This is a genomic window from uncultured Erythrobacter sp., from assembly GCF_947499705.1.
In the GTDB taxonomy this organism is placed as follows: domain Bacteria; phylum Pseudomonadota; class Alphaproteobacteria; order Sphingomonadales; family Sphingomonadaceae; genus Erythrobacter.
Genome location: NZ_CANMPJ010000002.1, coordinates 659,017 through 681,891 on the forward strand (window position 1 = coordinate 659,017; position 22,875 = coordinate 681,891).

General features: G+C 61.3%; 22 protein-coding genes. 5 read left to right on the forward strand and 17 right to left on the reverse strand.

The window, feature by feature from the left end; all coding sequences use genetic code 11:
- Positions 1–15: 15 nt before the first annotated feature.
- Positions 16–315, reverse strand: coding sequence for a hypothetical protein (locus Q0837_RS16105; RefSeq protein ID WP_298471113.1), 300 nt, complete (start codon positions 313–315; stop codon positions 16–18).
- The gene (locus tag Q0837_RS16110; RefSeq protein WP_298471115.1) at positions 302–652 is read right to left on the reverse strand and encodes a hypothetical protein; all 351 of its coding nucleotides are present in this window, start codon (positions 650–652) and stop codon (positions 302–304) included. Before Q0837_RS16110 ends, Q0837_RS16105 begins: the two co-directional genes overlap by 14 nt.
- A gap of 171 nt (positions 653–823) precedes the next feature.
- On the opposite strand from Q0837_RS16110, the gene Q0837_RS16115 reads away from it, so the two are divergent.
- Together Q0837_RS16115 and Q0837_RS16120 are read left to right on the forward strand one after the other, a co-directional pair.
- Positions 824–1,819, forward strand: a complete 996-nt coding sequence (locus Q0837_RS16115) for a right-handed parallel beta-helix repeat-containing protein (RefSeq protein WP_298471117.1) — start codon at positions 824–826, stop codon at positions 1,817–1,819.
- A 45-nt stretch (positions 1,820–1,864) separates the two neighbouring features.
- Positions 1,865–3,124, forward strand: coding sequence for a hypothetical protein (locus tag Q0837_RS16120; RefSeq protein ID WP_298471119.1), 1,260 nt, complete (start codon positions 1,865–1,867; stop codon positions 3,122–3,124).
- On the opposite strand, the gene Q0837_RS16125 is transcribed toward Q0837_RS16120, so the two are convergent.
- The 3 genes from Q0837_RS16125 to xth are packed head-to-tail and all read right to left on the reverse strand — an operon-like array spanning position 3,121 to position 5,485.
- Positions 3,121–3,633: a GNAT family N-acetyltransferase gene (locus Q0837_RS16125; protein WP_298471121.1), complete on the reverse strand. Its 513-nt coding sequence runs from the start codon at positions 3,631–3,633 to the stop codon at positions 3,121–3,123. The two genes, Q0837_RS16120 and Q0837_RS16125, sit on opposite strands and share 4 nt — an antisense overlap.
- Positions 3,630–4,748 (reverse strand): GTP cyclohydrolase II, encoded by a 1,119-nt coding sequence (gene ribA / locus Q0837_RS16130; protein ID WP_298471123.1) that lies wholly within the window; start codon positions 4,746–4,748, stop codon positions 3,630–3,632. Before ribA ends, Q0837_RS16125 begins: the two co-directional genes overlap by 4 nt.
- Positions 4,697–5,485 carry an exodeoxyribonuclease III gene (gene xth, locus Q0837_RS16135; RefSeq protein ID WP_298471124.1) on the reverse strand — a complete coding sequence of 263 codons (789 nt, stop codon included), beginning with the start codon at positions 5,483–5,485 and terminating at the stop codon, positions 4,697–4,699. Before xth ends, ribA begins: the two co-directional genes overlap by 52 nt.
- 99 nt (positions 5,486–5,584) lie before the next feature.
- Between xth and Q0837_RS16140 the strand changes: the two genes are divergently transcribed.
- Entirely contained in the window at positions 5,585–7,027 is a 1,443-nt protein-coding gene (locus Q0837_RS16140) for an alkaline phosphatase (protein ID WP_298471126.1), read from the forward strand.
- A gap of 488 nt (positions 7,028–7,515) precedes the next feature.
- Here Q0837_RS16140 and Q0837_RS16145 read toward each other — a convergent pair whose 3' ends face one another.
- The 5 genes from Q0837_RS16145 to pabB all read right to left on the reverse strand — a co-directional run bounded on the left by Q0837_RS16145 (position 7,516) and on the right by pabB (position 11,681).
- Positions 7,516–8,142, reverse strand: coding sequence for an outer membrane lipoprotein carrier protein LolA (locus Q0837_RS16145; RefSeq protein ID WP_298471813.1), 627 nt, complete (start codon positions 8,140–8,142; stop codon positions 7,516–7,518).
- A gap of 157 nt (positions 8,143–8,299) precedes the next feature.
- Entirely contained in the window at positions 8,300–8,467 is a 168-nt protein-coding gene (gene rpmG / locus Q0837_RS16150) for a 50S ribosomal protein L33 (protein ID WP_007165948.1), read from the reverse strand.
- A gap of 128 nt (positions 8,468–8,595) precedes the next feature.
- On the reverse strand, positions 8,596–9,024 hold the full coding sequence (gene arfB / locus Q0837_RS16155) for an alternative ribosome rescue aminoacyl-tRNA hydrolase ArfB (RefSeq protein ID WP_298471130.1): 429 nt from the start codon (positions 9,022–9,024) through the stop codon (positions 8,596–8,598).
- Complete coding sequence (locus Q0837_RS16160; protein WP_298471131.1) at positions 9,017–9,751, reverse strand: RluA family pseudouridine synthase; 735 nt, start codon at positions 9,749–9,751, stop codon at positions 9,017–9,019. Before Q0837_RS16160 ends, arfB begins: the two co-directional genes overlap by 8 nt.
- A 121-nt stretch (positions 9,752–9,872) precedes the next feature.
- A complete protein-coding gene (pabB, locus tag Q0837_RS16165; RefSeq protein WP_298471133.1) occupies positions 9,873–11,681 on the reverse strand; it encodes an aminodeoxychorismate synthase component I in 1,809 nt (602 codons plus the stop codon).
- A 115-nt stretch (positions 11,682–11,796) separates the two neighbouring features.
- Between pabB and Q0837_RS16170 the strand changes: the two genes are divergently transcribed.
- Positions 11,797–13,371: a helicase HerA-like domain-containing protein gene (locus Q0837_RS16170; RefSeq protein ID WP_298471134.1), complete on the forward strand. Its 1,575-nt coding sequence runs from the start codon at positions 11,797–11,799 to the stop codon at positions 13,369–13,371.
- A 3-nt stretch (positions 13,372–13,374) separates the two neighbouring features.
- On the opposite strand, the gene Q0837_RS16175 is transcribed toward Q0837_RS16170, so the two are convergent.
- The 7 genes from Q0837_RS16175 to Q0837_RS16205 form a co-directional block, all read right to left on the reverse strand.
- Positions 13,375–14,466, reverse strand: a complete 1,092-nt coding sequence (locus tag Q0837_RS16175; protein WP_298471136.1) for a glutathione S-transferase family protein — start codon at positions 14,464–14,466, stop codon at positions 13,375–13,377.
- Between the two features lie 31 nt (positions 14,467–14,497).
- Positions 14,498–15,937 carry an ATP-binding protein gene (locus tag Q0837_RS16180; protein WP_298471138.1) on the reverse strand — a complete coding sequence of 480 codons (1,440 nt, stop codon included), beginning with the start codon at positions 15,935–15,937 and terminating at the stop codon, positions 14,498–14,500.
- A gap of 8 nt (positions 15,938–15,945) precedes the next feature.
- Positions 15,946–16,686: a response regulator gene (locus tag Q0837_RS16185; RefSeq protein ID WP_298471139.1), complete on the reverse strand. Its 741-nt coding sequence runs from the start codon at positions 16,684–16,686 to the stop codon at positions 15,946–15,948.
- Positions 16,687–16,779: 93 nt separating this feature from the next.
- Entirely contained in the window at positions 16,780–17,499 is a 720-nt protein-coding gene (locus Q0837_RS16190; RefSeq protein WP_298471140.1) for a hypothetical protein, read from the reverse strand.
- 310 nt (positions 17,500–17,809) lie between these two features.
- Positions 17,810–18,220, reverse strand: coding sequence for a cupin (locus Q0837_RS16195; RefSeq protein WP_298471142.1), 411 nt, complete (start codon positions 18,218–18,220; stop codon positions 17,810–17,812).
- A complete protein-coding gene (locus Q0837_RS16200; protein WP_298471143.1) occupies positions 18,217–18,600 on the reverse strand; it encodes a VOC family protein in 384 nt (127 codons plus the stop codon). The genes Q0837_RS16195 and Q0837_RS16200 overlap by 4 nt, the downstream gene beginning before the upstream one ends.
- Before the next feature lie 95 nt (positions 18,601–18,695).
- Positions 18,696–20,513, reverse strand: a complete 1,818-nt coding sequence (locus tag Q0837_RS16205) for an aminopeptidase P family protein (RefSeq protein WP_298471144.1) — start codon at positions 20,511–20,513, stop codon at positions 18,696–18,698.
- Positions 20,514–20,638: 125 nt separating this feature from the next.
- On the opposite strand from Q0837_RS16205, the gene Q0837_RS16210 reads away from it, so the two are divergent.
- Positions 20,639–22,834, forward strand: coding sequence for a S9 family peptidase (locus Q0837_RS16210; RefSeq protein ID WP_298471145.1), 2,196 nt, complete (start codon positions 20,639–20,641; stop codon positions 22,832–22,834).
- Positions 22,835–22,875: the final 41 nt, after the last annotated feature.

Consider the following 22,875-nt stretch of genomic DNA (forward strand, 5'->3'; position numbering starts at 1 on the left):
GCTGTGTGCCCGACCTTACTCGGAATTGTCGCCTGTCATTTCAGCTGTGTCTTCGCCGCTCTCGCCCGCGTCCGTTGCCCCTTCCACAGGTGGCCCTTCAACGGCTGGCAGAGCTTCATCGGGCAGGCGCCGGGCGTCGAGCATCTCTGCCGCTTCTTCGAGCGCACGCGCTTCGCCTTCGCTCACGCCGCCGGGGCCTGAGCCGCCGGTTTCATTGCACGCGGTGAGGGCAATCAGGAGTGCAGGGGCGACGAGCCGGACGCAAAACTGCGCCCGGCCCGCCGATGTCCCATGCGCCGGCTTACTGACCGACATTCTCGATAGCATCTGCTGCTGAATCGATGGCATCCGCAGCGGCTTCTGCTTCGGCAGCCGCAGCTTCGACCTGCTCGGCCACGCTTGCAGCGTCTTCGGCAGCCGCTTCAGCGGTTTCCTGCGGAACGGCAGCGGTTGCGTCCGAACCTTCGTCTTCGGCGGTGTCGGTAGCAGCCGCGTCTTCAACCGGCTCGTCCGTCACGGCTTCAAGCGCTTCGTCGGCTGGCATTTCAACCGTGTCGGCGGTGGCTTCTGTCGATGCGTCTTCCGCGCTGCCACATGCAGCAAGAGCGAGCGATGCGCCGCCAAGAATGGCCAGGCTGGTGAATTTCTTCATTGGGAGTTCCTCCTCGTGTGACCCAAATTGTTGGCCGGGTTGCGATAGCCCGGCGCGGGTGCGGTTTAGCCCTGCTGGTACAGTTAAGCCAAGGGGCAATTGCTGGATCGAAACGGCACAGCGCGAAATGCGCGCCTTCGGTCTGTGTGTCGGCGTGATAATTCGCTCCGCATGACACATTCCTCAATTTCTCAAGGCAACCCTCGGCAAAAGCGCATCGTGCGCACGGCGATGGGGGCGGCGGTCTGCATTGCAGTGCTGGCGATCACGGCTACCGCATCTTTCGCGCAATCGGCGCGGGGAGACTTCACCGTGACCGAGACCGGGCGCAGCTATGGCAGCCTGCAATCGGCGATCAACGCAATCGGCAACCGGCGCGGCACCATCGCAGTGGCTCCTGGCACCTATCGCCAATGCGCGGTGCAGGAAGCAGGCGTAATCACCTATGTCACGGAGAAACCCGGTAGCGCGGTGTTCGAGCGCAAGGCCTGTGAAGGCAAAGCGGCGCTGGTCTTGCGCGGCGCGGGCGCGGAAGTCCGGGGACTCGTGTTTCGCGGGATTTATGTGCCGGATGGCAATGGCGCGGGCATCCGTCTTGAAAAGGGCAGCCTCAACATCGCCAATAGCTGGTTCATGGATAGTCAGCAGGGCATTCTGACAGCCAACGACCCGGGCGGGCGCATCTATATCGTCCGCTCAACCTTCAGCGGGCTTGGCACATGCGAGAATTCCGCCGGCTGCGCGCATTCGATCTACACCGGCAATTACGGCGAGCTGACCGTGAAGGAGAGCCGCTTCGAGCGCGGTCAGGGCGGGCATTATCTCAAGGCCCGCGCCGGTAACGTTACGATTGAGAACAACTCGTTCGACGACGCCAATGGCCGCGCAACCAACTACATGATCGACCTGCCTGCTGGCAGCCGTGGCTTGATCGCCAACAATTGGTTCATCCAGGGGCGCGACAAGGAGAACTACTCCGCCTTCATCGCCGTGGGTGCGGAGGACAATCTGCACTCGTCGGATGGGTTGCGAGTGACCGGCAACGAAGCGCGCTTTGTGCCCGGCCTGCGCCGTTCCAGCGTGTTCCTCGCTGACTGGACTGGTGCAAGCATCGCGCTGTCAGGCAACGCGCTGGCGAGCGGGCTGAAGCAGTACGAGCGGCGGTGATCGCGCAGACTTGCAAGCTTGGCTCCATGTGATATTGTCTCATTCATGAAGTCCGCATGGTTCACCGTTCTTTCGATCATCGCTATCTGTGTGGCGGCGGTATCGACATTCAAGCCAAGCAATGCGTGTGCAGATAGTTGGTCGATGCCAACCACCGAGACGACCGAGTCTGCCAGCGGCCAGTTTCGTTTCACAGTCGAACCAGCACCAATTGATAGCCAGCTTGCCTTCTTTGCTGAAGAGATAAAGGCCGACAAAGAGGGCCGGCAAATGGAAAGACCCAGGCCGATCGGCATGCTTGAGCGGAAGACTGGCGCCGGAGTTTGGGAACCCGTTTGGGCTGGGCCATTGGAGAATCACGTTGCGCCAGTCTCCGCATTGGTCGCTGACAATGGTCGCTACGTCGTTACCTTCGACAACTGGCACAGCGTCGGGCGCGGGGAGAACGTGATCGTCATCTACGGTCCAGATGGCAGCTTGGTGCGATCAATGGCGCTTACGGAATTGCTCCCCGAAACCTATGTGTCGGCTCTGTCGCACTCTGTCAGCTCGACCAAGTGGATGCAGGATGCCGAGATCGCGGCAGAAGCTCCGAAACTCAAGCTCGATATTTATGTGCCTGGCAGCGATCCCTACGGCGAATCCCAGGAAACGGTCACCTTCTGGATCGAGCTGGAGGATGGCAGCGTTGATCTGCCTCAGGGGCCGGAGTGGGAGGCAGCGCAATGCGCCGCAGAAGATATCAACGAACGACGTGAGCGCGCCGAGCAAGAACGCCTCGCTTATTTTCGCGATCCGCTGACCGCTCCTGATGGATGCGACAGGCCGGACTGGCACAATTACCTCAACGAGGCGTTCATGCGTCTTGCGCCCGACTGGAGCAGCGACCCCTTCACTTCAAGGACGGTTCTTTTCCCGCCCGACCACCCGCGATACGCAGAATCGGTCGGCTGGTTGCGCGATAGCTTGTTAGACGATGCTGATTACGCCCGAGCCGAAGCTTTTGCCGAGCCCTGCGATGGTGATGGGTTGGTTCCCGCGGTTCGATCAATTATGGACGGCGTTGAAACTGGGTCGCTTAGTGAAGCGACCTTCTACATCTCGACGACACGAGACCGGTTCGATGAGGTGTCACGGATTGTCGAACCAAGCGGCGCAAAAACGGTTTGGCTCGACCCCGATGCCGCCATCCCTCAGCGTCCCGAGCGAATTCCAAGCTCGGACGAACAGAAGGCGGCGGAGGAAGAGCGCCTCCGGCGGATTGATGCAGAAATGGGCGAAATTCTGAGCGAAGTCGGAACTTAGCCAAACGCAGGCGAGAATTTCACCTCGCCGCTTGGTAGCTCGCCTTCGAGCAGCAGGCATTGGAAAAACTCGGGCGGCGCGCCGGGATAGGTCAGTTGCGGTTCGTGAACGAAGCCGAAGCGTGGATAGTAGACATTACTGCCCAGCAGGACGATCCCGCGCGCACCGGCCTGGCGCAGATCCGCGATCCCGCGCTTGATCAGTGCGCCGCCGATCCCCTGCTTTTGCAGTTCCGGCCAGACCGATACCGGGCCCAGACCATACCAGTCGCTCGCCCCGTCATCGATCGTGACCGGTGAAAAGGCGATATGGCCAACAATCCGCTCCGCATCTTCGGCGACCAGCGAAAGCGTCAGATCGCCATCGGCGCGCAGGCGATTGATCAACTCTGGCTCGCTGCCGTCGGAAAAAGGCATCGGCTCGAACGCCGTTTCGGTAAGCGCGAAGATGGTCTCCTCGTCGCCGGGCGCTTCAGGGCGGATGGTGATGGCTGGCTGCGGCGCGGTCATTTCAGCAAATGTCCTGAGCGGTCGCGCTTGGTTGCGAGATAGCGTGCGTTGTGCGGGTTGTCGGGCAGTTGGTGCTGGACCCGTTCGGTCACTGTGATGCCGGCTGCGGTGAGCGCATCGACCTTGGCCGGGTTGTTGGTCATCAACCGAATGGTCGTCGTGCCAATCAGTTCGAGCATCCGGGCGGCTACCGGAAAGTCGCGTGCTTCGTCCGGCAGGCCGAGCCGCTGGTTGGCGTCGACCGTGTCGAAGCCTTGGTCTTGCAATCGGTAAGCGCGCAGTTTGTTGATCAGGCCGATCCCGCGCCCTTCCTGCCTCAGGTAGAGCAATGCACCCCATCCGCCATCTTTGCTTGCGTGCTCGGCCATCGCGTGGAGCGCGGAATCGAGCTGCGGGCCGCAATCGCATTTGAGGCTGCCGAGAATGTCGCCTGTCAGGCATTCCGAATGGAGCCGGACCAGCGGCGCGCGGTCGCCGCTCTGATCGCCGATGATCAAGGCAACGTGTTCGCGTGTGTCTGCTGTCGAGCGAAAGGCGATAATCTCGGCATCTTCGCTGGCGGTGACGGGCAGGCGCGCGCGCGTGACGATGCACAAGGCGCCAGCTTCCGAGTACGCGTCGAGATCGCTGGCAACCAGTGAGTGCGCTTCTCCTGCACTGTCGGGATCGACCATGAAGGCTGGCAAGATCCCTGCGATTCGCGCCAGCTCCATCGCTGTGCTTGCAATGTCAGACCATTCAATCGCCTCCGCCCTGAACGGCCCCTTGAGCGGATTGGTCAGGTCGAGTGCTGGATCGGCAATCGGGACGGCGCTGGCCAGATCGAATGCTTCCCCGCCCCGGATCAGCACCGGTGCGTGCGGTGCAGCCGCATCGCGCTGATTCGCGAGTTTGAGCGTCGCTGCACGCGCTGCGGAAATGAGCATCCGGTCTGACGTCGCCCCGCTTGCAACAGCGGTTTCAACCGGCAGCACGGTTGGTCCGCCCGCGAACGTCACAGGCCACCCGTGACGCAGCGCATCGACCGCTTGCGCAGCGCGGCGTGCCGGAGACGGGCATTCGCTCAGAGATCGAACTCCGTGATCAGCGGGATGTGGTCGGACGGCTTTTCCCAACTGCGCGCATCCTCGAGAATACGGTGGCCGGTTGCCTGCTTCGCCAATTCAGGGCTGGCCCACATATGGTCGAGCCGCCGTCCGCGATCATTCTTGCGCCAGTCGGGCGAGCGGTACGACCACCAGCTGAAATACCGTTCCGGATCGCGGATGAATTCGCGGCCAAGATCGACCCAGCCATGCGCATCGCGGAACCGGTCCAGCGTTTCGACCTCGAGCGGAGTGTGGCTGACGACTTTGAGCAGCTGTTTGTGGCTCCACACGTCGCTTTCGAGTGGTGCGATGTTGAAATCGCCAACGATCATCGTTGGGGCATCCACTTTATCAGCCCAGCGCGTCATCCGTTCCAGAAAGTCGAGCTTCTGGCCGAATTTGGTGTTCTTCTCGCGGTCGGGAATATCGCCGCCCGCAGGGACATAGACGTTCTCGAGTACCATGCCGGTGTTGCCGACCTCGACGCCGATATGACGCGCTTCGCCATTGTTCTGCCAATCGTGCCGGGAGACTTCCTTCAGCGGGATTTTGCTGACGGTAGCGACCCCGTGATAGCCCTTTTGCCCGCACACCGCCTGATGCTCGTAACCCAGCTTGGCGAGCGCATCGGCAGGGAACTTGTCGTTCTCACACTTGATCTCTTGGAGGCAGATCACGTCAGGCGATTCAGCGGCGGCGAACTTTTCGACAATAGGCATCCGCAGGCGGACCGAATTGATGTTCCATGTGGCGATTGAAATCATGCGCAGCGATTTAGGGTGGGATGGGCAGAAACTCCACCTTTCACTTTCCCGTCGCAATCGCAGGCGATAGCGAAGGTCGACACATCAGGAGACCACGACATGATCCGCGCCCGTTCGCTCACTGCTTTGTTGGCTTGCGCCGCCTTGCCGCTCGGCGCCTGCACGACCGACGCTGGCGCTCCGCCTGCGGTTGGCAGCGTCTCAGCTGCGCAGGAGGTGATCACGGCAGAGCCGACGCGCGCGAAAAACGTCATCCTGTTCATAGGCGACGGCATGGGCATATCGACCATCACAGCTGCGCGGATATATGCGGGGCAAAAGCGCGGCGAGACGGGCGAAGAGAACCTGCTGAGCTTCGAGAAGTTTGAAAACGTCGCGCTGGTGAAGACCTACAACACCGACGCACAGGTCCCCGACAGTGCTGGCACGGCGACCGCGATGCATTCGGGCCAGAAGACCAAAATTGGCGTGCTGGGTGTTGGACCTGGCGTGTCGCGCGGCGATTGTGCCTCGGGTCTCGCAAATCCGCTACCCTTGCTGGGCGAGGAAGTGAAGCAGCGCGGTCTGGCGCTCGGGATCGTCTCCACCGCACGAATCACTCATGCGACTCCTGCCAGCGTCTATTCGCGCAGCCCCGACCGCGGTTGGGAAGCAGACAATGCAATCCCCGCCGATGAACGCGGCAAGGGGTGTAAGGATATCGCCACACAGCTGATCGAGGCGGACTGGGATCTCGCCCTGGGCGGCGGACTCGGTCCGTTCTTTGGCAGCGAGAAAGGCGGCTGGCGCGAAGATGCGGGGGCCGACCTGACAGCCGCATGGAGTGCACGGACCGGTGGCACTTATGTGACTGACAAGGAGGCGCTCGCAGCTGCCCCGATGGACAAGCCCGTGCTCGGCCTCTTTTCCACCAGCCATATGACATACGAGGCTGAAAAAGACGGAACCAAGGGTGCCAGCGAACCCACACTGACCGATATGACCGCGCAGGCCATTGCGCGCCTTCGGAATGATCCAGAGGGCTACTACCTGATGGTCGAAAGCGGGCGGATTGATCACGGCCACCACGCGGGCAAGGCGGGCTTTGCGCTCGAAGAGACCGTCGAATTCGCTCGGGCGATCGAATATGCGATCGACAACACCGACCCGGCAGAGACGCTGATCATGGTAACCGCCGATCACAGCCACGTCTTTACCATCGCCGGATACCCGCGGCGCGGGAATGACATTCTCGGGCTGGTGGTGCCTCCAGCGGGTGAGATCAGCAACAGCGAAGAGCCCCGTCCGGCCACTGACGGCAAACCCTACACGACGTTGGGCTATGCCAACGGTCCCGGCGCCATTGCCAACTTGGCCGAACGTCCGGTCCCCGAAACCGGGGTGAATGCTCAGCAACAATCGGCAATCCCGCTCCGCAGCGAAACTCACGCAGGGGAAGACGTCGCGCTCTACGCCAGCGGTCCAGGCGCGCAAAAGGCACGCGGCGTCATCGAGCAAAACGTGATCTACGATATTATTAGGAGTGCTTTTGGCTGGGAGTGACGTTCCAGCGCCCTCAAACGCTGGACGCAGCGTATCCGCGCTGCTTGGCTTCCGCGCCATAAGGCGCGTCGGCCTTGCAGGTGACCTCTGGTCAGCTGCGTCTTCGACTTCGCTTTCGGCCTTTGACTGCCGTGACCTGGAGCCAAACGGTTGCGTAGCAGCCGCAAGGGCGCCCGCCCGCCCGCAGCGACGCGGCCTTCAGGCCGCGTGAGCGAGGAAATCGCGCTCGCGGATGCGAGTGCGCAAACAAACACCCCGCATAAGACGAATTCCCACAAAAAAACCCCTGTCCCGGGGGCGATGGGACAGGGGTTCCTTGTGAGCGTTCGTCACGCTTGTTCAAGGCAGCCTTTACGAAGGAAAGGGCAACAGGGGGGAAACCCACCTTCGACCGCCTTGTTTTGAATAAATACGCTGTTTCGGCTTGCGCGTAAATGAATATGCGCCTGATTTTGTCGCATCCTTACAACCGGACGCGGTCCAACCGTTCACCCCGGTCGACGAGACGAGCGGCGCGGATCGCGGAACCGAAAAGTGCTCTCTGCGACCGACATTCCATAGCGGTGATTCGTAAGCCTTACGGTGGTGCGGTGATTCTGCGCGTCGAGAGCGACCCAGTTGGTGAGCTGCATCCCGCCCGGTGCGCGCGAATTTCGCACGAAAATGAGAGTAATCGTGCCGAATTCCGGCTTCTTTGGATCGCGCACTTCGACGCTGAGCACGTCGGGGCTGCCAGTTGGAATCAAGGTGCCGTAACGCTTCACGTCGCGGTTGGGATCGAGCAGTGCGCCCAGCGGTGAATTCTTGATCGGCCAACGCTGTACCTGATTGACCTCATAATCGACCATATAGAGCGATCTGCCGTTGGAAATGACGAGCAGGTCGGAATCCTTGCCGTAGTCGAAGCGGATCTTGCCCGGGCGTTTGAGTGTCATGGTGCCGCGTACGACGCCGCCCATCCGATCGGTCTGGGTGAAATCCGCGCGCATAGTCGAAATGCCGCGCAGCGCCTCAACCGCGCGATCGAGATCGGCTGCGTTACTCTGCGCTTGCGCAGGCGCAATCGGAGCCAACGGCGATCCTGCAGGAAGCGCGAGCGCCAAGGCGCCAGCCATGCCGGCCAGCGCAAAGCGCAGGGGCTTTTTCGATGTGAATGAGATCAGCTTCATCATGCCTCGCGGATTATTCCCGAAGCCTTGAACTGCGGCTGAATTTCGCACGTGGCAAGCAGAAAGGTGCGCTGGCCATGTGGCTGGCGCATCGGACAAGATCTTACTTGATCTTGGCTTCCTTGAACTCGACGTGCTTCTTCGCGACTGGATCGTACTTACGGAACACCATCTTCTCGGTGATGTTGCGCGGGTTCTTTTTGGTCACGTAGTAAAAGCCCGTGCCCTCGGTCGAGACGAGCTTGATCTTGACGGTTGCGGGCTTCGCCATGGCGGTTTCCTAAGATCGGGTAGGGCTAAGCGAATCGCTCGCTCGGCCTGAAAAACAACAGGCGACGCGCGAGCGCCGCCCTTCAAGCCGCGCCCATTTGCCGATTCACCGGGAAAAGTCAAGCAGAGTCACCAGTCCGAACGACTTGGTTTGCCGCGATTGGCTTTCACTTCTCCGCGTGCCTTTTTGGTCTTGAGCCGTTTGGTCTTGCCGACGCGGTTCACGCGGGTCTTGGCGCGCTTCTTGGGCTGGCGATGCGCGGCTTCGAGCATGTCCTCAAGCTTGGCGCGCGCTGCCGTACGGTTGGCCTCTTGTGTCCGGTGTTGGCGTGCCGTGATGAGCAGATCGCCAGTGGTGGTCAGTTTCGAGCCTGCAAGATCGCGCAGCCGTGCGAACACCGGCGGCGGGAGGCGCAATGCGTAGATGTTGACGCGCAACTGGACTTCTGTGGCGACCTTGTTGGCATTCTGTCCGCCGGGGCCGGAGCCCGCGAGGAAGCTCTCTTCGGCCAGTGCGTGGGCCCGGGAGATCACGGCGTCGAGAAGGTCTTTATCCATTGTCCTGAGCGGCTTCGCCTTCGGGTTTGGGCGCAGGTTTCGCAGGCTCCGGTGGAGCGGTCAGCCCGGCGCGTACAAAGTCTTCCGGGAACGGCGCAAAGGCAGTGATGGTCGGTTTGCCATCGCGTTCGACTGAGATCGTTTCGGCATGCAGCATCGTGCGCGGCGCGCCTTTGTTTTGTCCCCGCACCGGACCGTACACCGGATCGCCCAGCAATGGCGCACCCAGGCCTTGCAATGCGTGCACTCGCAATTGGTGCGTGCGGCCCGTTTCCGGCCGGAAGCGAATCAGCGAGCGTTTGAGATCGCCCTCTCCAATTGTCTCAAGCAACTCCCAATGCGAGATTGCGGGCTTGCCCTTCTTGGCCGCGATCATCCGCCAGCCCTTCTCAGCGGAGCTGATCTTGGACAGCGCCAATTCGATCGTCCCAGACTGCTCGGCCGGCTCAATGTCGAGCACAGCGAGATACGTCTTGCCGACCAGCCGATCCTCGAACGCCTTGTTGAAGCGTTTCAGCGCCTTCGGGTTGCGCGCGAGGAGCAGGCAGCCGCTGGTATCGGTGTCGAGCCGGTGGACTGCCATCGGGCGACGCTGGAAGCCTAGCTTCAATTCGTCGAGGTGATCATCAAGACAGGCGCCACCGCGCCGGGGTCGGTCGACCGGCAGCCCGGCAGGCTTGTTGATGACAAGCGCTTCACCATCTTCGAACAGGATGGGGATTTTCATGGCGTTTTATCCTGGAACCAGGCCACCCGCTCCCTCCACCCTTCCAACCGGATTTTATCCCGGTAGGCTCCGGGTGGAAGGGTGGAGGGAGCGGGTGGCCTGGCTATCGAAGAAGATGAGATCACAAAAATTCTGCCTTGAAGAGCCCGCGGACCGCATTGCCCAGCCAAAAGCCGTCAGCGAGATCATCAAGCGTGAGTTCGGCTTCGCGTGCGCGTTCTTTCTCGATCAGAAAGGCGCGGAACACTCCTGGGAGCAAGCCGAGATGCTTGGGCGGCGTTAGCAGCATGTCACCCCGTTCAACAAACACATTGGTGAAGCTGCCCTCAGTAACAAGTCCATCCTCACGCACCAGGATGGCTTCACTCGCATCCATGCTGTGCGCCGCCGTCAACGCGTCTTCGTAGAAACCGCGATCCGAGGTCTTGTGAGCGAGGCGCCAATCCGACGGATCGACCGGATTGGGCAGCGCGATCGCTTTTAGCGGTTCGCCGTTTGGGTCAGGCATCGGGCTGGTTTCCAGCGAGGTCGCACCACTGCGGCTCGCCATGAGCCGCAGTTTGGCTGGTTCTTCTAATTCGAAGCATAGCGCATGGATCTGATTGCGCGCGGCGTGGCGGTCGAACTCGAAGCCTAGTTCTTTCGCGCTGCGCTTCATCCGCTCGAGATGCAATTCGAGCAGCGCGATCCCCTCTTCGGGCGTGAAGGCCATGGTCTCGATCAGGTCGCAAGCAGGCGCTGTCAGCTTGGGTGAAGAACGGCGCGCGAAGCCAGCTTTGACCTCGCATTCGCGCCGCTCAGCCAGCGGATCGCTGTCGGCGACGATCGCCGAACCCACACCAAGCACAGCGGTGCCTTGCGCATTCTCGATGGGTGTGAGGCGCAGCGTGCGGATGGCCACATTGAATGCCGCATCGCCATCAGCGTCGATCCTGCCAATGGCGCCGCAGTATGGGCCGCGCCCATCGCGCTCGACCTGATTGATCAATTCCATTGCGCGGATTTTCGGCGCGCCGGTGATCGAGCCGCAGGGGAAGATTGCGCGGACCAGATCGCCCGCGCCTTTGCCAGGAGCAAGCTGTGCCCGGACGGTCGAGACCATCTGATGCACGGTCGGATAGCTCTCAATCGCGAAAGGCGCATCGACCTGAACGCTGCCCGGCACCGCGACGCGCGACAGATCGTTGCGCATCAGGTCGACGATCATCAGGTTCTCGGCCTTGTCCTTGACCGAGGTCGCCAACTCTTCGGCCAGCGCCACATCGCCAGCCTCGTCCAAACCGCGAGGGCGAGTGCCCTTCATCGGTTTCACCTTCGCCTGATTTCCATCGAGCGCGACGAACAATTCGGGCGAGAAGCTCAGCAGCCAATGCGATCCATCGAAAATCACACCGCCATAGCCGGCCTGCGCCGCCGGTCGTAGCGCTCCGTAGAGAGCCAGCGGATCGCCCCGATAGGAACCCGCGAGCGGATAGGTCAGGTTCGCCTGATAGATATCGCCCGCATGGATCGCTTCGCGCAGGGCCTCGAACGCCTCCACATACCCGCCGGGCGACAGCTGAGGGTCGAGCGGTCCCAGCGACGTGTTCCCTTCCGAATGTGCCGCAAGCCAAGTTGGTACCTCATCTGCGGTAATGCGCTCTGGAGAGTCGAACAGGCCCAGCCATACAAGCGGTCCTGCGCTGCCGCTGCGCGCGTCGGCCAACGGAGCAAGCTTGGCTTCAAGCGCCAGCCCAGCTTCGTAGGCAATATACCCTGCTAGCGAACCGCGACCTTCGCTGCGCGCTTTCTCGGCTTCGGCGAGTACACGCTCGACATCGTCGGCGCTGTAGGCGGCAAATATTTCGGTGGGGTTTTGATAAAGCAGAGCGTCCGCTGCGCCGCTTTCGCGGGCATCGTCGAGCAACACGAATTGCGACCGATCTCCCATTCCCTCCGCCTTACTCCATCCGCGTGCCAAGTCGAGAGTTGACCGCTCTGCATTGGCTCTCCAAACCGCTTCGCAACGAAAAACGGGCGACAATCAGGCTGGGGACCGGCACACAATGAGCGATATCTTTCTTGGACTTGGTGGCAACGGCGAAAATCAAAACCTCGCGCTGAGCCGGTCGAACCGGCACGGATTGATAGCGGGTGCGACCGGCACGGGTAAGACGGTCACGCTGCAGGGCCTCGCCGAGAGTTTCTCCGCCAATGGTGTTCCTGTGTTCGTCGCGGATGTGAAAGGCGATCTGTCCGGCATCGCGATGCCTGGCAGCCCCAAGTTCAAGCATGCTGACAAGCTGGAAGGCCGTGCCAAGGAACTCGGCATGGATGATTACGGTTACTCGGATAATCCGGTGATCTTCTGGGACCTGTTTGGCGAGCAGGGCCATCCGATCCGCACTACGATTTCGGAAATGGGCCCGCTGCTGCTCGCGCGGCTGCTCGATCTGAACGAGACGCAGGAAGGCGTGCTGCAAATCGTCTTCCGCCATGCCGACGACAATGGCCTGCTGTTGCTCGATTTCGGTGACCTGCAGTCGATGCTGCAATGGGCCAATGAGAACGCCAAGGAGCTGTCAGGCAAATACGGCAATGTCTCGAAGCAATCGGTCGGCGCGATCCAGCGCCAATTGCTGAGTTTCGAAGCGCAAGGCGCGGATCACTTCTTCGGCGAACCCGCGCTGGAGATCGACGATTTCCTGAAAGTGGACGAGCAAGGGCGCGGCTATGTCAATGTGCTCGCCGCCGACACGTTGATGCGCAGTCCAAAGCTTTATGCGACCTTCCTGCTCTGGCTGCTCGCGGAACTGTTCGAGACTCTCCCCGAAGTCGGCGATCCGGAGAAACCGACGCTGGTGTTCTTCTTCGACGAGGCACACCTGCTGTTCGATGACGCGCCCAAGGCGTTGCAGGAGAAAATCGAGCAGGTCGTCCGCCTGATCCGCTCCAAGGGTGTCGGGGTGTTCTTCGTCACGCAGAACCCGATCGACATTCCCGAAGAAGTTGCGGGCCAGCTCGGCAACCGGGTGCAGCATGCTCTGCGCGCCTTCACCAAGCGCGATCAGCGCGCGATCAAGGCGGCGGCGGAGACATTCCGCATCAACGAAGAATTGGATGTCGAGGAAGCGATCACCGAGCTGAAGGTCGGCGAGGCGTTGGTCTCCACGCTCGATGAGGAGGGCGCGCCGACTATCGTGCAGCGGACACTGATCAAGCCGCCGCGCTCGCGGCTCGGCCCGGTGACCAAGAAGGAACGCGCGATCATTCAGTCGGTCAGCCCGTTCGATGGCAAATATGACGAAGCGGTGGACCGCGTAAGCGCCGAGGAAGTGCTCGCGCAAAAGACCGCCGACGCTGCCGAGACGGCTGAGGAAGTCGCCGAAAAGGGCGAGGAAGAGGTTCGGAAGCAGCCCCGCAAGACCAAGAGCATCTGGGAAAAGGCAATCTCACGCGGGACCAAGGTCGCGGCCGGCGGAATGGCTGGAGCTGCAGCTGCGGCAGTGCTCGGCAAGAAGAGCCGGTCCAATCCAATGCGCTCTGGCATTACATCGGCTGCGGGTTCGATCGCGACCGATCTCGCCGGGCCGATCGCGGGGCGCTTTGTGCGCAATTTGATCGGCGGATTGATGCGCTAGGTACTAGTCGAAGGCCACCGTCAGGGTGTGGTTCTCGTAAGCCAGACGCACCGGCATTGTGAAGTCGATCAATGCTTCGCCGCCAACCTCGCGCAGCAGATTGTCGCAGGCGGCACGGTCGTCGCCACCGAGCGAACCGAGATAGTCGAGCGCGCGCTGGAGCATCCACAGGCTGAATGTCCGTGCCGCACCTTCGCCGCCGACGCCTTCGATAGTGAAGGATGCCATGCCAACCCCGCGGGGTATCTCCGCGTCTGGGTTCTGGGCGTGCCATTCGCCGAACAATTGCGCGGTTTCTGCGAGGAACGGCAGATGCTCTGCCATCATTCGCTTGAGGATTGGCATCAGTGTTTCAGGCACTTCATCATTCGCCAGAAACTCGCCCGACAGAGGCGCCTCAGGCTTGACCATACGCCTCACCCAATCGGCTACGCGCGGGGCCAGCCGCTCCATGATCTCGCCCGAGGCAGGATCGCGATAGAGGTGCGCGTAAAGCGGGCCGATAAGCCCGTAATCGCCGATCGACGGGCGGGTGCCGAACAGGAAGGGGTGCACGGTGAAGTGCGCATCGAGATCAGCAAGCAATGCTTCGTAGCTGGATTCGATTGCGGGGATAGTGGCCTCGTTGATGCCCAGCATCGGCACGAAGCCCTTGAACGGCGTCCCCACCATCTTGCCAGCCGCCACTTGCTGTTCGGGCGGCGCATCCGGGGCGACGCTCCGGCCGAATTCGCCGTAGATCCAATCCTCGTTGTAGTTCCAGCGATAATGCATCGCCGGGATCACCAGCCATTCATCGCCGAAACACTCAAGCAGCCGCGCGGCAAAGTGTTGGCGCGGCGTATCGGGATAGACCGAAGGGCCGCCTTGCGCCGCTTCGTAGTGATCGATGATCAGCGACGTATCCTGAAGGATGGCGCCGTCGCCCAGCTTCATGACCGGGATGATCATCCGGCCTACAGCGGGAACGATCACGTCGTTACGAATTTCCAGATTGGGCGCGATCTCGGCGTAGTCGACGCCTTTCCAATCGAGATAGGCGCGTGCCTTGCCCGAAAACAGCGACGCGGGCGATCCATAGAGTGTGTCTGTCATACCCGCCTTTTCGTGCCGAAGTTGGCTGCGGTTACGCGTTTGAGTGCTCAATCGGCAAGCGCAATTCCGCGCGAAGCCCGCCTTCTGCCCGATTGGTCAGCACCAGTGTCCCGCCATGCTGTTCGGCAATGGCACGCGCGAGCGTCAGGCCCAGCCCTGCTCCGCCGGTTGCGCGGTTTCGCGATGCCTCTCCGCGCGTGAATGGTTCGAGCATGTCGGAGATCTGCTCTGGAGGAATACCTGGGCCGGTGTCCTCGACCCGCAAGACTGCTGCCCCGTTGTCTTCGAGTAACGCAACTTCGGCTACGTTGCCGTAACGCACCGCGTTGCCGATCAGATTACGAAGCGCGCGCTTGAGCCATGTCTCCTGCACCTTCGCCACGACGCGGGGCGGATCGCCGATTGTCACTGGTTCGCCGAGATCCTCAAACTCCTCGACCACGCCAATTGCCATTGCCCCCAGATCGAGGGCTTCGGACGGTCCGCCATTTCGTCCGACGCGGGCGAGCGAAAGGATGTCGTCAAGCGTGCGCGTGATGTCTTCGATGCTGTCTGCCATGCGCTCGCGCTGAACTTCGTCCGGGACGCTCTCGATCCGCACACGCAGCGCGGCGAGCGGTGTCTTGAGATCATGCCCGATGGCGCCGAGCATCACGTCTTTCTCGTCAAGCAGTGCCGCGATCCGCGTTTCCATCGCATTGTGCGCCGCGATCAAACGCCTGGTGTCGGCGGGACCACTTTCTTCGATTTCAACCACGCGGTCGGGGTTGCGCGAAAAGTCGCTCACTCTGTCGGTCAGCACTGCGAGTGGGCGTGTGATCCGCCGTAGTACGAGGTATAAGAGCAGAACGAGCACGCCGAGAATGACGAGCGTCTGGAAGATCAGTGTCGCGATTCCGCCGGTTGGGCGCCGCGGTTCCGGCGAACGCACGGTGATCCAGCCACTGCGGTCGGCGCGTTCGACGGATGCGATTAGAATACCGCGCTTGATCCAGTCTGGTGAGCGCAGCGCGGGGCGCAGTTCCGCCAATTCTCGAATGTACGGATCATCGCTGGCGATGCGCCGGGTGACGCGGATCTGACCGGCCTCTATGCCCTGTTGATCGAGCACATCACGCAGACCGGTTTCGAAGCTTGAGAGACGCGCTTCATTGACCGCGATAGGCGATTCAGCGGTGCGTTCGATTCCCAGTCGTGGCCGCCGGGGCAGGGGTCTGTCGCGTCGAGGTCCCCTTCGTTCGATCCCCTGTTCGCGCAATTCGGCAAGCCGCGCGCGGCGACGTTCCTCGCGCTGTGGGTTCGCTCCGTCTGCAACCAATCGGAATGCCAGTGCGCTGACCAATGCGGTTTCTCGGCGCTGTTCGCTTGCCTGATACAGCAAGAAGGCGGAAATGCCTTGCGCGATGAACAGGCCGACGGCCAAAACCAGCATGACCTGACCGAGCAGGCTTTGAGGGAGGAAACGCCGCATTACAGGCATTACATCTCAGCTTCCGGGGCGATGCGTTTGACCTGCGCGGAAAAGCGATAGCCTCCACCGCGCACGGTCTGGATCAACAAGGGATTGCGGCTGTCGACTTCGATTTTGCGGCGTAAGCGGCTGACTTGGTTGTCGACCGCGCGATCAAACAGATGCGCCGTCCGGCCCTGAACCGTATCGAGCAGCCAGTCGCGGTCGAGCACTTTGCGCGGATTGTCCAGAAACGCGCGCAGCAGGCGAAATTCGGCCGTCGAGATCGGCACTTTGACATCTTCGGGATCGGTCAATTTGCGCTTGAGCGGATCGAGCACCCATCCTTCGAAAGCGTAATGCCAATCCTCCACCTGGGTTTCGTGGCTTGGTCCGCGAGCCACCCGGCGAAGCACGGTGCGAATGCGGGCCACGAGCTCGCGCGGTTCGAACGGTTTGACGACGTAATCGTCGGCACCGAGTTCGAGGCCGACGATCCGGTCGGTTGATTCGCCGCGCGCCGTCAGGAAGATGACCGGTAGCTGCCGGGTCTCAACCAAATGACGGCAGAAGGAGAGACCGTCTTCACCCGGCATCATGATATCTAGGAGCACGATATCGGGTGCCGCTTCGTTGAGCGTGCTCCGAGCGGCAGCGGCGCTCTCTGCTTCGGTTACCGCAAAACCCTGACCCGTCAAATATTCGGCCAGCGGCTCGCGCAGTGTCGCTTCGTCGTCGACCAGCAGGATCGAAGTGGGTTCTTCGGTCATCGTAGCCTCGCAATAGGAGAACCCGGCTCGGCATGCACTGCCGCATTTGCGGTAGCTGCCGGTCCCGGGTTCTCAAGCGGTCAAGTTCAGAATTCAGGCCCCGCGATTGCCGCGGCGCTGACCGCGACGTTCAGTGCGGGCCGCTTTGCGGGCTTCCTTCGCAGCTTCACGCTCTTCGGCTGTGATCGTGCCGGAGCCGTCAGTGTCGACCTTGGCGAAGCGCGCTTCCATCGCGGTGTCGAACTCGGCGCGCGTTACGATCTGGTCGTTGTTGGTGTCGGCTTGCTTTAGCATCCGCATTGCGCGGTTCTTGCCTTTGCCGCCGCCTCGGCCACTGCGGCGCATTTCGCCTCGTTTACCACGACGTTCGCCGCGAGCTTCGCCTCGTCGTTCACTGCGAGCCTCGAGGGCTGCGAGCATTTCAGCTTCGCTGATCCCGCCGCTGCCATCGGTGTCCATGCGCTCGAAACGCTCGGCCTGCTTTGCAGCCCGGCGCTCAGACCGTTCTGCGCGTCGCGCTTCGCGGGCGGCAGTCATTTCGGCGGCAGTCAGTTCGCCATTGCCGTCGGTGTCGGCTGCGGCAAAGCGAGCGGCGCGCTTGGCTTCGCGGTCGCTCTGGTCGAGCTGTCCGTCGCCATTCGCATCCATTTTGGCAAAGCGCTCATTGGCCTTGGCCTTGGCTTCTTCGAGGCTGACGACTCCGTCGCCATTGGCGTCAGCCGAATGGCCGCCTGCATGATGAGCCGCAACGGCGATGCCTGCGCCGCCAAGCGCGAGCGCGGCAGCCGAAAGTGTGAGTGTCAGTTTACGCATCCAAATTCTCCAATTGATCGGTTCTTTATAAGAGTTGCGGCAAGGCACCAAACTGCTGCGAGGGGACACAACAGCGACAAGGTTGGCAGCAACAGAATTTCGTCGCTGCCGGTCGTCATGGGAGGGTTTGTCGCATCGGCACCTCACCGCAACTCACGAGAACCGTTCTAGCGGAGCCGTGTCGCAGGATTATCCCGGATTCGCGTTACTTTGTCGCGGCTTGTATCGCGATTGCGCATGCGTTCAGCGGGCCGCAAGGCTGGCGGTCATTCGGTTCATCTGGGCGCAAGACATGCGCGCTTTGAGTGGCCTAGCGGGGACGGTGCTCGGTGCCTTCGCCAGCGGTAATGAAGATCGCGGTCGCGGTCTCTTCAACATCGGCGATATGCCACACGCCCGGCGGGTTGATCGCATATTCGCCCGCTGCGAGCGCGATCTTTTCGCGCGAACCGTCCGGAAATTCCTGCGTCAGGGCCATCGCGCCATGGGTGCAGATTACGACTTCGGAGCCTTTGGGGTGCATTTCCCAACTGTCCCACGCTTCGGTGAAAGTGTGCTGCGAGACCAGCCTTCCCTCTGGACCGTCGCCGCCATGACGCGCGCCATACTGTTCGTACCATTCCATTCCGGAAAAGGGTGGCTGGGGCACGGCGGTAGCGCCCATGCCATCTTTACTGGGCCCCAGATGCAAGAAGCTATCGCTCAGCTTGCGCGCGCTCATGATGCGGGCTCCGTCATGCAGAATGCGTTCAGCTTGTTCCCGTCGGGATCGCGGAAATAGCCTGCATAGAAACCGTCATCGCCGCGTGCACCGGGCGCGCCTTCGTCGCTGCCGCCATTCGCTAGCGCGGTGTCGTAAACCGCCTGAACTTTCTCAGGGTTGTCGACCTGCAGCGCCACCATGGTGCCATTGCCGACAGTCGCCTCTTGCTCATCGAACGGCTTGGTAGCCGCCACGCCCGGAGCGCCTCCCATTGCGCCCCAAGCGATGAACGTGTCGAATTCCATCATCCGGCCAACGCCGAAATGCTCGGCAATCGCATCGTAGAATTTCGCAGCGCGGGGCAGGTCGTTGGTTCCCAGGGTGACGTAGCCGATCATGTTCGTTCCTCCGATTGAGCAGTCGCTTCGCGCGACTCGCGATATGAGAACATTAGTGGAACAAACGCGGTGCGACAAGCGTCCGATCTAAGTGTCTAAAGCGCCTCGGTTTCGCGCTCCAGCCATGCCAGATCGTCGCCAGAAAGCTGCGGAGCGATCAGCGCGCGGACCTTTGCATGATATTCATCGACCCACGCGATTTCGCTCTCGGTCAGCAGCGTCTTGTCGATCAACTTGCGGTCGAGCGGCACGAAGGTGAGTGTTTCAAAGCCGAGATATCGGCCCTCCGCAGCATCAATCTGGCGTTCTTCCGTCAGCACAAGGTTCTCGATCCGAATGCCGAATGCGTCGGGTTTGTAATAGCCAGGCTCGTTCGAGAGGATCATCCCGGCGAACAATTCCTGACTGGTCCCGGCCTGCCCACCCGAAGGCTTGGCAATGCGCTGAGGGCCTTCATGCACGCCGAGAAAGCTGCCAACCCCGTGGCCGGTGCCGTGGGCGTAGTCGACACCTGCCTCCCAGAGATATTGCCGCGCCAGTATGTCGAGCTGACCGCCGGTTGTGCCTTGCGGGAAGACAGCGAGCGCGATCTGGATATGTCCCTTGAGTACACGCGTATTGCGGTCGATCATCTCAGCCGACGGTCGAGCTGAACCATCCGCTGAATTGACCCAGACTGTGCGGGTGATGTCGGTTGTCCCAGCCGGATATTGGCCGCCCGAATCGACCAGATAGATCGAGCCCGGAGGGATCGGGATATTGCTGTCCTCGTCCACCTTGTAATGCGGCAGCGCGGCGTGTCCGGCAGCAGCGGAGATCGTATCGAACGATGTGTCGCGCAGATCGCCATGCGCGCGGCGGAATCCTTCGAGTTTGGCGGCTGCGGTCAGCTCATCGACCTCGCCCGATGGGGCGGTTTCCTCCAACCAGCGCAGAAAACGAGAAACAGCTGCGCCGTCCTGCGCCTGCGCGTCGCGGTGACCTTGCTGTTCACGCGCGTTCTTGACCGCTTTGGGGAGGATCGTCGGGTCCTGCTTGAAGGTGAAGTTGGCACCGCCCGCTCGCAGCGCTTGCGCAATCCCGACCACGCCGAAATCCGGATCGACACTCACGCTTTTGCCGGAGAACTCGCCAAGAGCGGTCTCGAACTGGTCGCGGTCGCGGATCACCACGGCGTTGCCCAGATGCTGTGTCAGCTCAGGCGTGACCTTCTCGGGCGCGATGAACAATTCCGCGCGGCCATCCTTGTGCGCGATGACATAGGACAGTGCGACCGGCGTATGCGCCACGTCTCCGCCGCGAATATTGAGCAACCACGCGATCGAATCGAGCGCCGGGATCACCACCGCATCGTGGCCCTCCTGCGTCAGCCAATCGGCAATTGCGGCGCGCTTGTCGGCGTATGAACGACCGGCGAGGTCTTCCTCGTGGACAATGGCCTGCGCGTCCGACGGCGCAGGCTGGTCAGCCCAAACCGTGTCGATCGGGTTGCTGTCTGCGGGGACCATCGTGACGCCTGCCGGTTCGACCTGCTTTTCCAGTGAGGCGACCCAATTCCAGGTGTGTAGCCAAGGATCGTAGGCGATCCGCGCTCCGTTCTCGCAAACCTCTTTCAGCCACCCGCCAAGACTGTCGCCGGGGATACTGCGATAGTCGAACAGGTTGCCATCGACCTGATCGCGCACCTGCACGGTGTAGCGTCCATCGACAAAGATCGCCGCGTGATCGAGGGTCACTGCAGCGAACCCAGCCGACCCTCCAAACCCGGTCAGCCACGCGAGTCGCTCAGCATATTCGCCGACATATTCGCTCATATGCTCATCCGAGATCGGGATGATGAATCCTTGCAGATCGCGCCGTTTGAGCTCTTCGCGCAGAGCCTGAAGGCGGGCTTCGTGGGTAAGCATCAGCATCTGGTCGATTCCTGTCTGGCCGCGCGGCCTTGTGCAGCGCAGGCTTGTTTCTCGATAGGTCGCAACATAGTTCGGATTGAGGCCGCTTTCTACCCAAGCTCGCTGCCCAACAGGACGCCAAGCCCATGACAAGTTCCCGGATCGCCCAGCTGACATTCGCCGCTTCGCTCGCAATGATCCCGTGGAGCGCGGCGCAGGCCGACAATCATAAGGATAATACAAGCGTGACCACACCTGCAGATGCCGTACCCAGCGCCCCGCCCATCGCGGAAAAGCGCGAGCACAGCTACACCCATCACGGCATTACCATCTCCGACCCGTATGATTGGCTGTATGACAAGTCCTATCCGACCGTCGATGACGAGGATGTGCTCGATTACGTGAAGGCAGAGAATGCGTGGTTCGAAGCGCAGATGGGCCCGCAAAAAGCGATGACCGAGGCGCTGTTCACCGAGATGCGCGCGCGGATCAAGGAAGACGAAAGCACCGTGCCTCAGCGCCGGGGCGAATTCCTGTATTGGGCAGAATTCGAAGAAGGTTCGCAGTACCGCAAGCACTACCGCAAGCCGGTCGGCGCGCCCGAAAGTGCTGAGCCGCAGTTGATGCTGGATGAGAACGAGCTGGCCGAAGGTCTCGAATATTTCCGCCTCGGCGCAGCGTCGGTCAGCAAGAACGGGCGCTATCTCGCCTATTCGACCGACACCAATGGGTCGGAGCGCTACACTGCGCGGATCAAGGATCTGGAAACCGGCGAATTGCTGCCCGACGAGATTCCGAACCTGCGCAGCAGCCTGACCTGGGTCGCGAACGACACGGCGCTGGTCTACGGCCCGTCGAGCGAAAACTGGCGCACGCTTGAGGCCAAGCTGCACGTCATCGGCACGCCGGTTGAAGACGATGTGGTCCTCTACAAAGAGGACGACGAGAGCTTTGGTGTCGGAGCGGGTCTGTCTGCGCAGGAAGACTGGTTGATCATCTCGACGGGTGACAATGAAACCAGCGAAGTGCGGTTTGTCTCAGCGGCCGATCCAACCGGTGAGCAAGTGCTGGTGAAGCCGCGCCAAAAGGGCGTAGAATACGGCGTCGATATTCGTGATGGCGAACTGTTCGTCTGGACCAATGACGAACATATCAACTTCCGCCTCGCCAAGGCGCCGGTTGAAAGCCCCGGCGATTGGCAAACGGTGATTGCCGGGTCGAACGAATTTTACCTGACTGACTTCGAGCTGTTCAAGGACTTCTTCGTCACCGAAGGGCGACTGAACGGCCTAGATCAAATTCAACTGCGCCAGTACGATGCGCCGCTCGACATCACGCCGATTACGTTTCCCGAAGCAAGCTACAGCGCCGGGCTTTCAAACAATCCGGAATACAATCAGACCAGGCTGCGGCTGGGTTATGAAAGCATGGTCACGCCGGATTCGGTGTATGACTATGACGTCGCCAGCGCCTCGCTCGAACTGCTGAAGCAGCAGGAAATTCCGAGCGGCTATGACGCCTCGCTCTATACAACCGAGCGGCTGGAGATCGAAGCGCGCGACGGGACGATGGTTCCGGTCAGTGTGGTGATGCGCAAGGATCGTGAAGCAGGCGGACCGCTGCACCTCTACGCCTATGGCGCTTATGGTTATGCGGTGCCGCCGGGTTTCTCGACCACGCGGCTGAGCCTGGTGGATCGCGGCTTTGCCTATGCCATCGCGCATATTCGCGGCGGCGACGATCTGGGGCGGCGCTGGTATCTGCAAGGCAAGCTCAACGAGCGGACCAACACCTTCAACGATTTCGTCGATGTCGGGCGCGGGTTGATCGCAAAGGGCTACACCGCCGAAGGCAAAGTCACCGCGAGCGGTGGCTCAGCTGGTGGTGAGCTGATGGGCGCCATCGTCAACCAAGACCCGTCGCAATACGGCGCGATTGTTGCGCATGTCCCATTTGTCGATGTGCTCAACACGATGCTCAATGCCGAGCTGCCACTGACGCCCGGCGAATGGCAGGAATGGGGCAACCCGATCGAGGACAAACAGGCGTTTGCCTACATCCTCAGCTACTCACCCTATGATCAAGTCAGGGCGCAGGACTATCCGCCGATGCTGGTCACCGCAGGGCTGAACGATCCGCGCGTGACCTATTGGGAACCTGCGAAGTGGGTCGCCAAATTGCGCGACGTGAAGACCGACGACAATGTGCTGCTGATGAAGACCAATATGGGCGCAGGCCATGGCGGGAAGTCGGGCCGCTGGAACTCGCTCTATGAGACAGCGGAGGAGTACAGCTTCATTCTCTGGCAGATGGGGATGACTGAAGAACAGGACGGCGAGTGAGATTATCCCCCTCCCGCTTGCGGGAGGGGTTAGGGGTGGGC

What these genes read in the sequence shown, in the direction of transcription:
- Q0837_RS16195 (WP_298471142.1), bottom strand. Translation starts at nt 18,220, where the DNA reads ATGAGCGCGCGCAAGCTGAGCGATAGCTTCTTGCATCTGGGGCCCAGT.
- arfB (WP_298471130.1), bottom strand. Translation starts at nt 9,024, where the DNA reads ATGGATAAAGACCTTCTCGACGCCGTGATCTCCCGGGCCCACGCACTG.
- Q0837_RS16190 (WP_298471140.1), bottom strand. Translation starts at nt 17,499, where the DNA reads ATGCGTAAACTGACACTCACACTTTCGGCTGCCGCGCTCGCGCTTGGC.
- Q0837_RS16180 (WP_298471138.1), bottom strand. Translation starts at nt 15,937, where the DNA reads ATGCGGCGTTTCCTCCCTCAAAGCCTGCTCGGTCAGGTCATGCTGGTT.
- Q0837_RS16160 (WP_298471131.1), bottom strand. Translation starts at nt 9,751, where the DNA reads ATGAAAATCCCCATCCTGTTCGAAGATGGTGAAGCGCTTGTCATCAAC.
- Q0837_RS16120 (WP_298471119.1), top strand. Translation starts at nt 1,865, where the DNA reads ATGAAGTCCGCATGGTTCACCGTTCTTTCGATCATCGCTATCTGTGTG.
- Q0837_RS16145 (WP_298471813.1), bottom strand. Translation starts at nt 8,142, where the DNA reads ATGGCTGGCGCCTTGGCGCTCGCGCTTCCTGCAGGATCGCCGTTGGCT.
- Q0837_RS16175 (WP_298471136.1), bottom strand. Translation starts at nt 14,466, where the DNA reads ATGACAGACACACTCTATGGATCGCCCGCGTCGCTGTTTTCGGGCAAG.
- Q0837_RS16125 (WP_298471121.1), bottom strand. Translation starts at nt 3,633, where the DNA reads ATGACCGCGCCGCAGCCAGCCATCACCATCCGCCCTGAAGCGCCCGGC.
- rpmG (WP_007165948.1), bottom strand. Translation starts at nt 8,467, where the DNA reads ATGGCGAAGCCCGCAACCGTCAAGATCAAGCTCGTCTCGACCGAGGGC.
- pabB (WP_298471133.1), bottom strand. Translation starts at nt 11,681, where the DNA reads ATGGGAGATCGGTCGCAATTCGTGTTGCTCGACGATGCCCGCGAAAGC.
- Q0837_RS16110 (WP_298471115.1), bottom strand. Translation starts at nt 652, where the DNA reads ATGAAGAAATTCACCAGCCTGGCCATTCTTGGCGGCGCATCGCTCGCT.
- Q0837_RS16105 (WP_298471113.1), bottom strand. Translation starts at nt 315, where the DNA reads ATGTCGGTCAGTAAGCCGGCGCATGGGACATCGGCGGGCCGGGCGCAG.
- Q0837_RS16205 (WP_298471144.1), bottom strand. Translation starts at nt 20,513, where the DNA reads ATGCTGATGCTTACCCACGAAGCCCGCCTTCAGGCTCTGCGCGAAGAG.
- Q0837_RS16185 (WP_298471139.1), bottom strand. Translation starts at nt 16,686, where the DNA reads ATGACCGAAGAACCCACTTCGATCCTGCTGGTCGACGACGAAGCGACA.
- Q0837_RS16115 (WP_298471117.1), top strand. Translation starts at nt 824, where the DNA reads ATGACACATTCCTCAATTTCTCAAGGCAACCCTCGGCAAAAGCGCATC.
- Q0837_RS16170 (WP_298471134.1), top strand. Translation starts at nt 11,797, where the DNA reads ATGAGCGATATCTTTCTTGGACTTGGTGGCAACGGCGAAAATCAAAAC.
- Q0837_RS16200 (WP_298471143.1), bottom strand. Translation starts at nt 18,600, where the DNA reads ATGATCGGCTACGTCACCCTGGGAACCAACGACCTGCCCCGCGCTGCG.
- xth (WP_298471124.1), bottom strand. Translation starts at nt 5,485, where the DNA reads ATGATTTCAATCGCCACATGGAACATCAATTCGGTCCGCCTGCGGATG.
- Q0837_RS16210 (WP_298471145.1), top strand. Translation starts at nt 20,639, where the DNA reads ATGACAAGTTCCCGGATCGCCCAGCTGACATTCGCCGCTTCGCTCGCA.
- Q0837_RS16140 (WP_298471126.1), top strand. Translation starts at nt 5,585, where the DNA reads ATGATCCGCGCCCGTTCGCTCACTGCTTTGTTGGCTTGCGCCGCCTTG.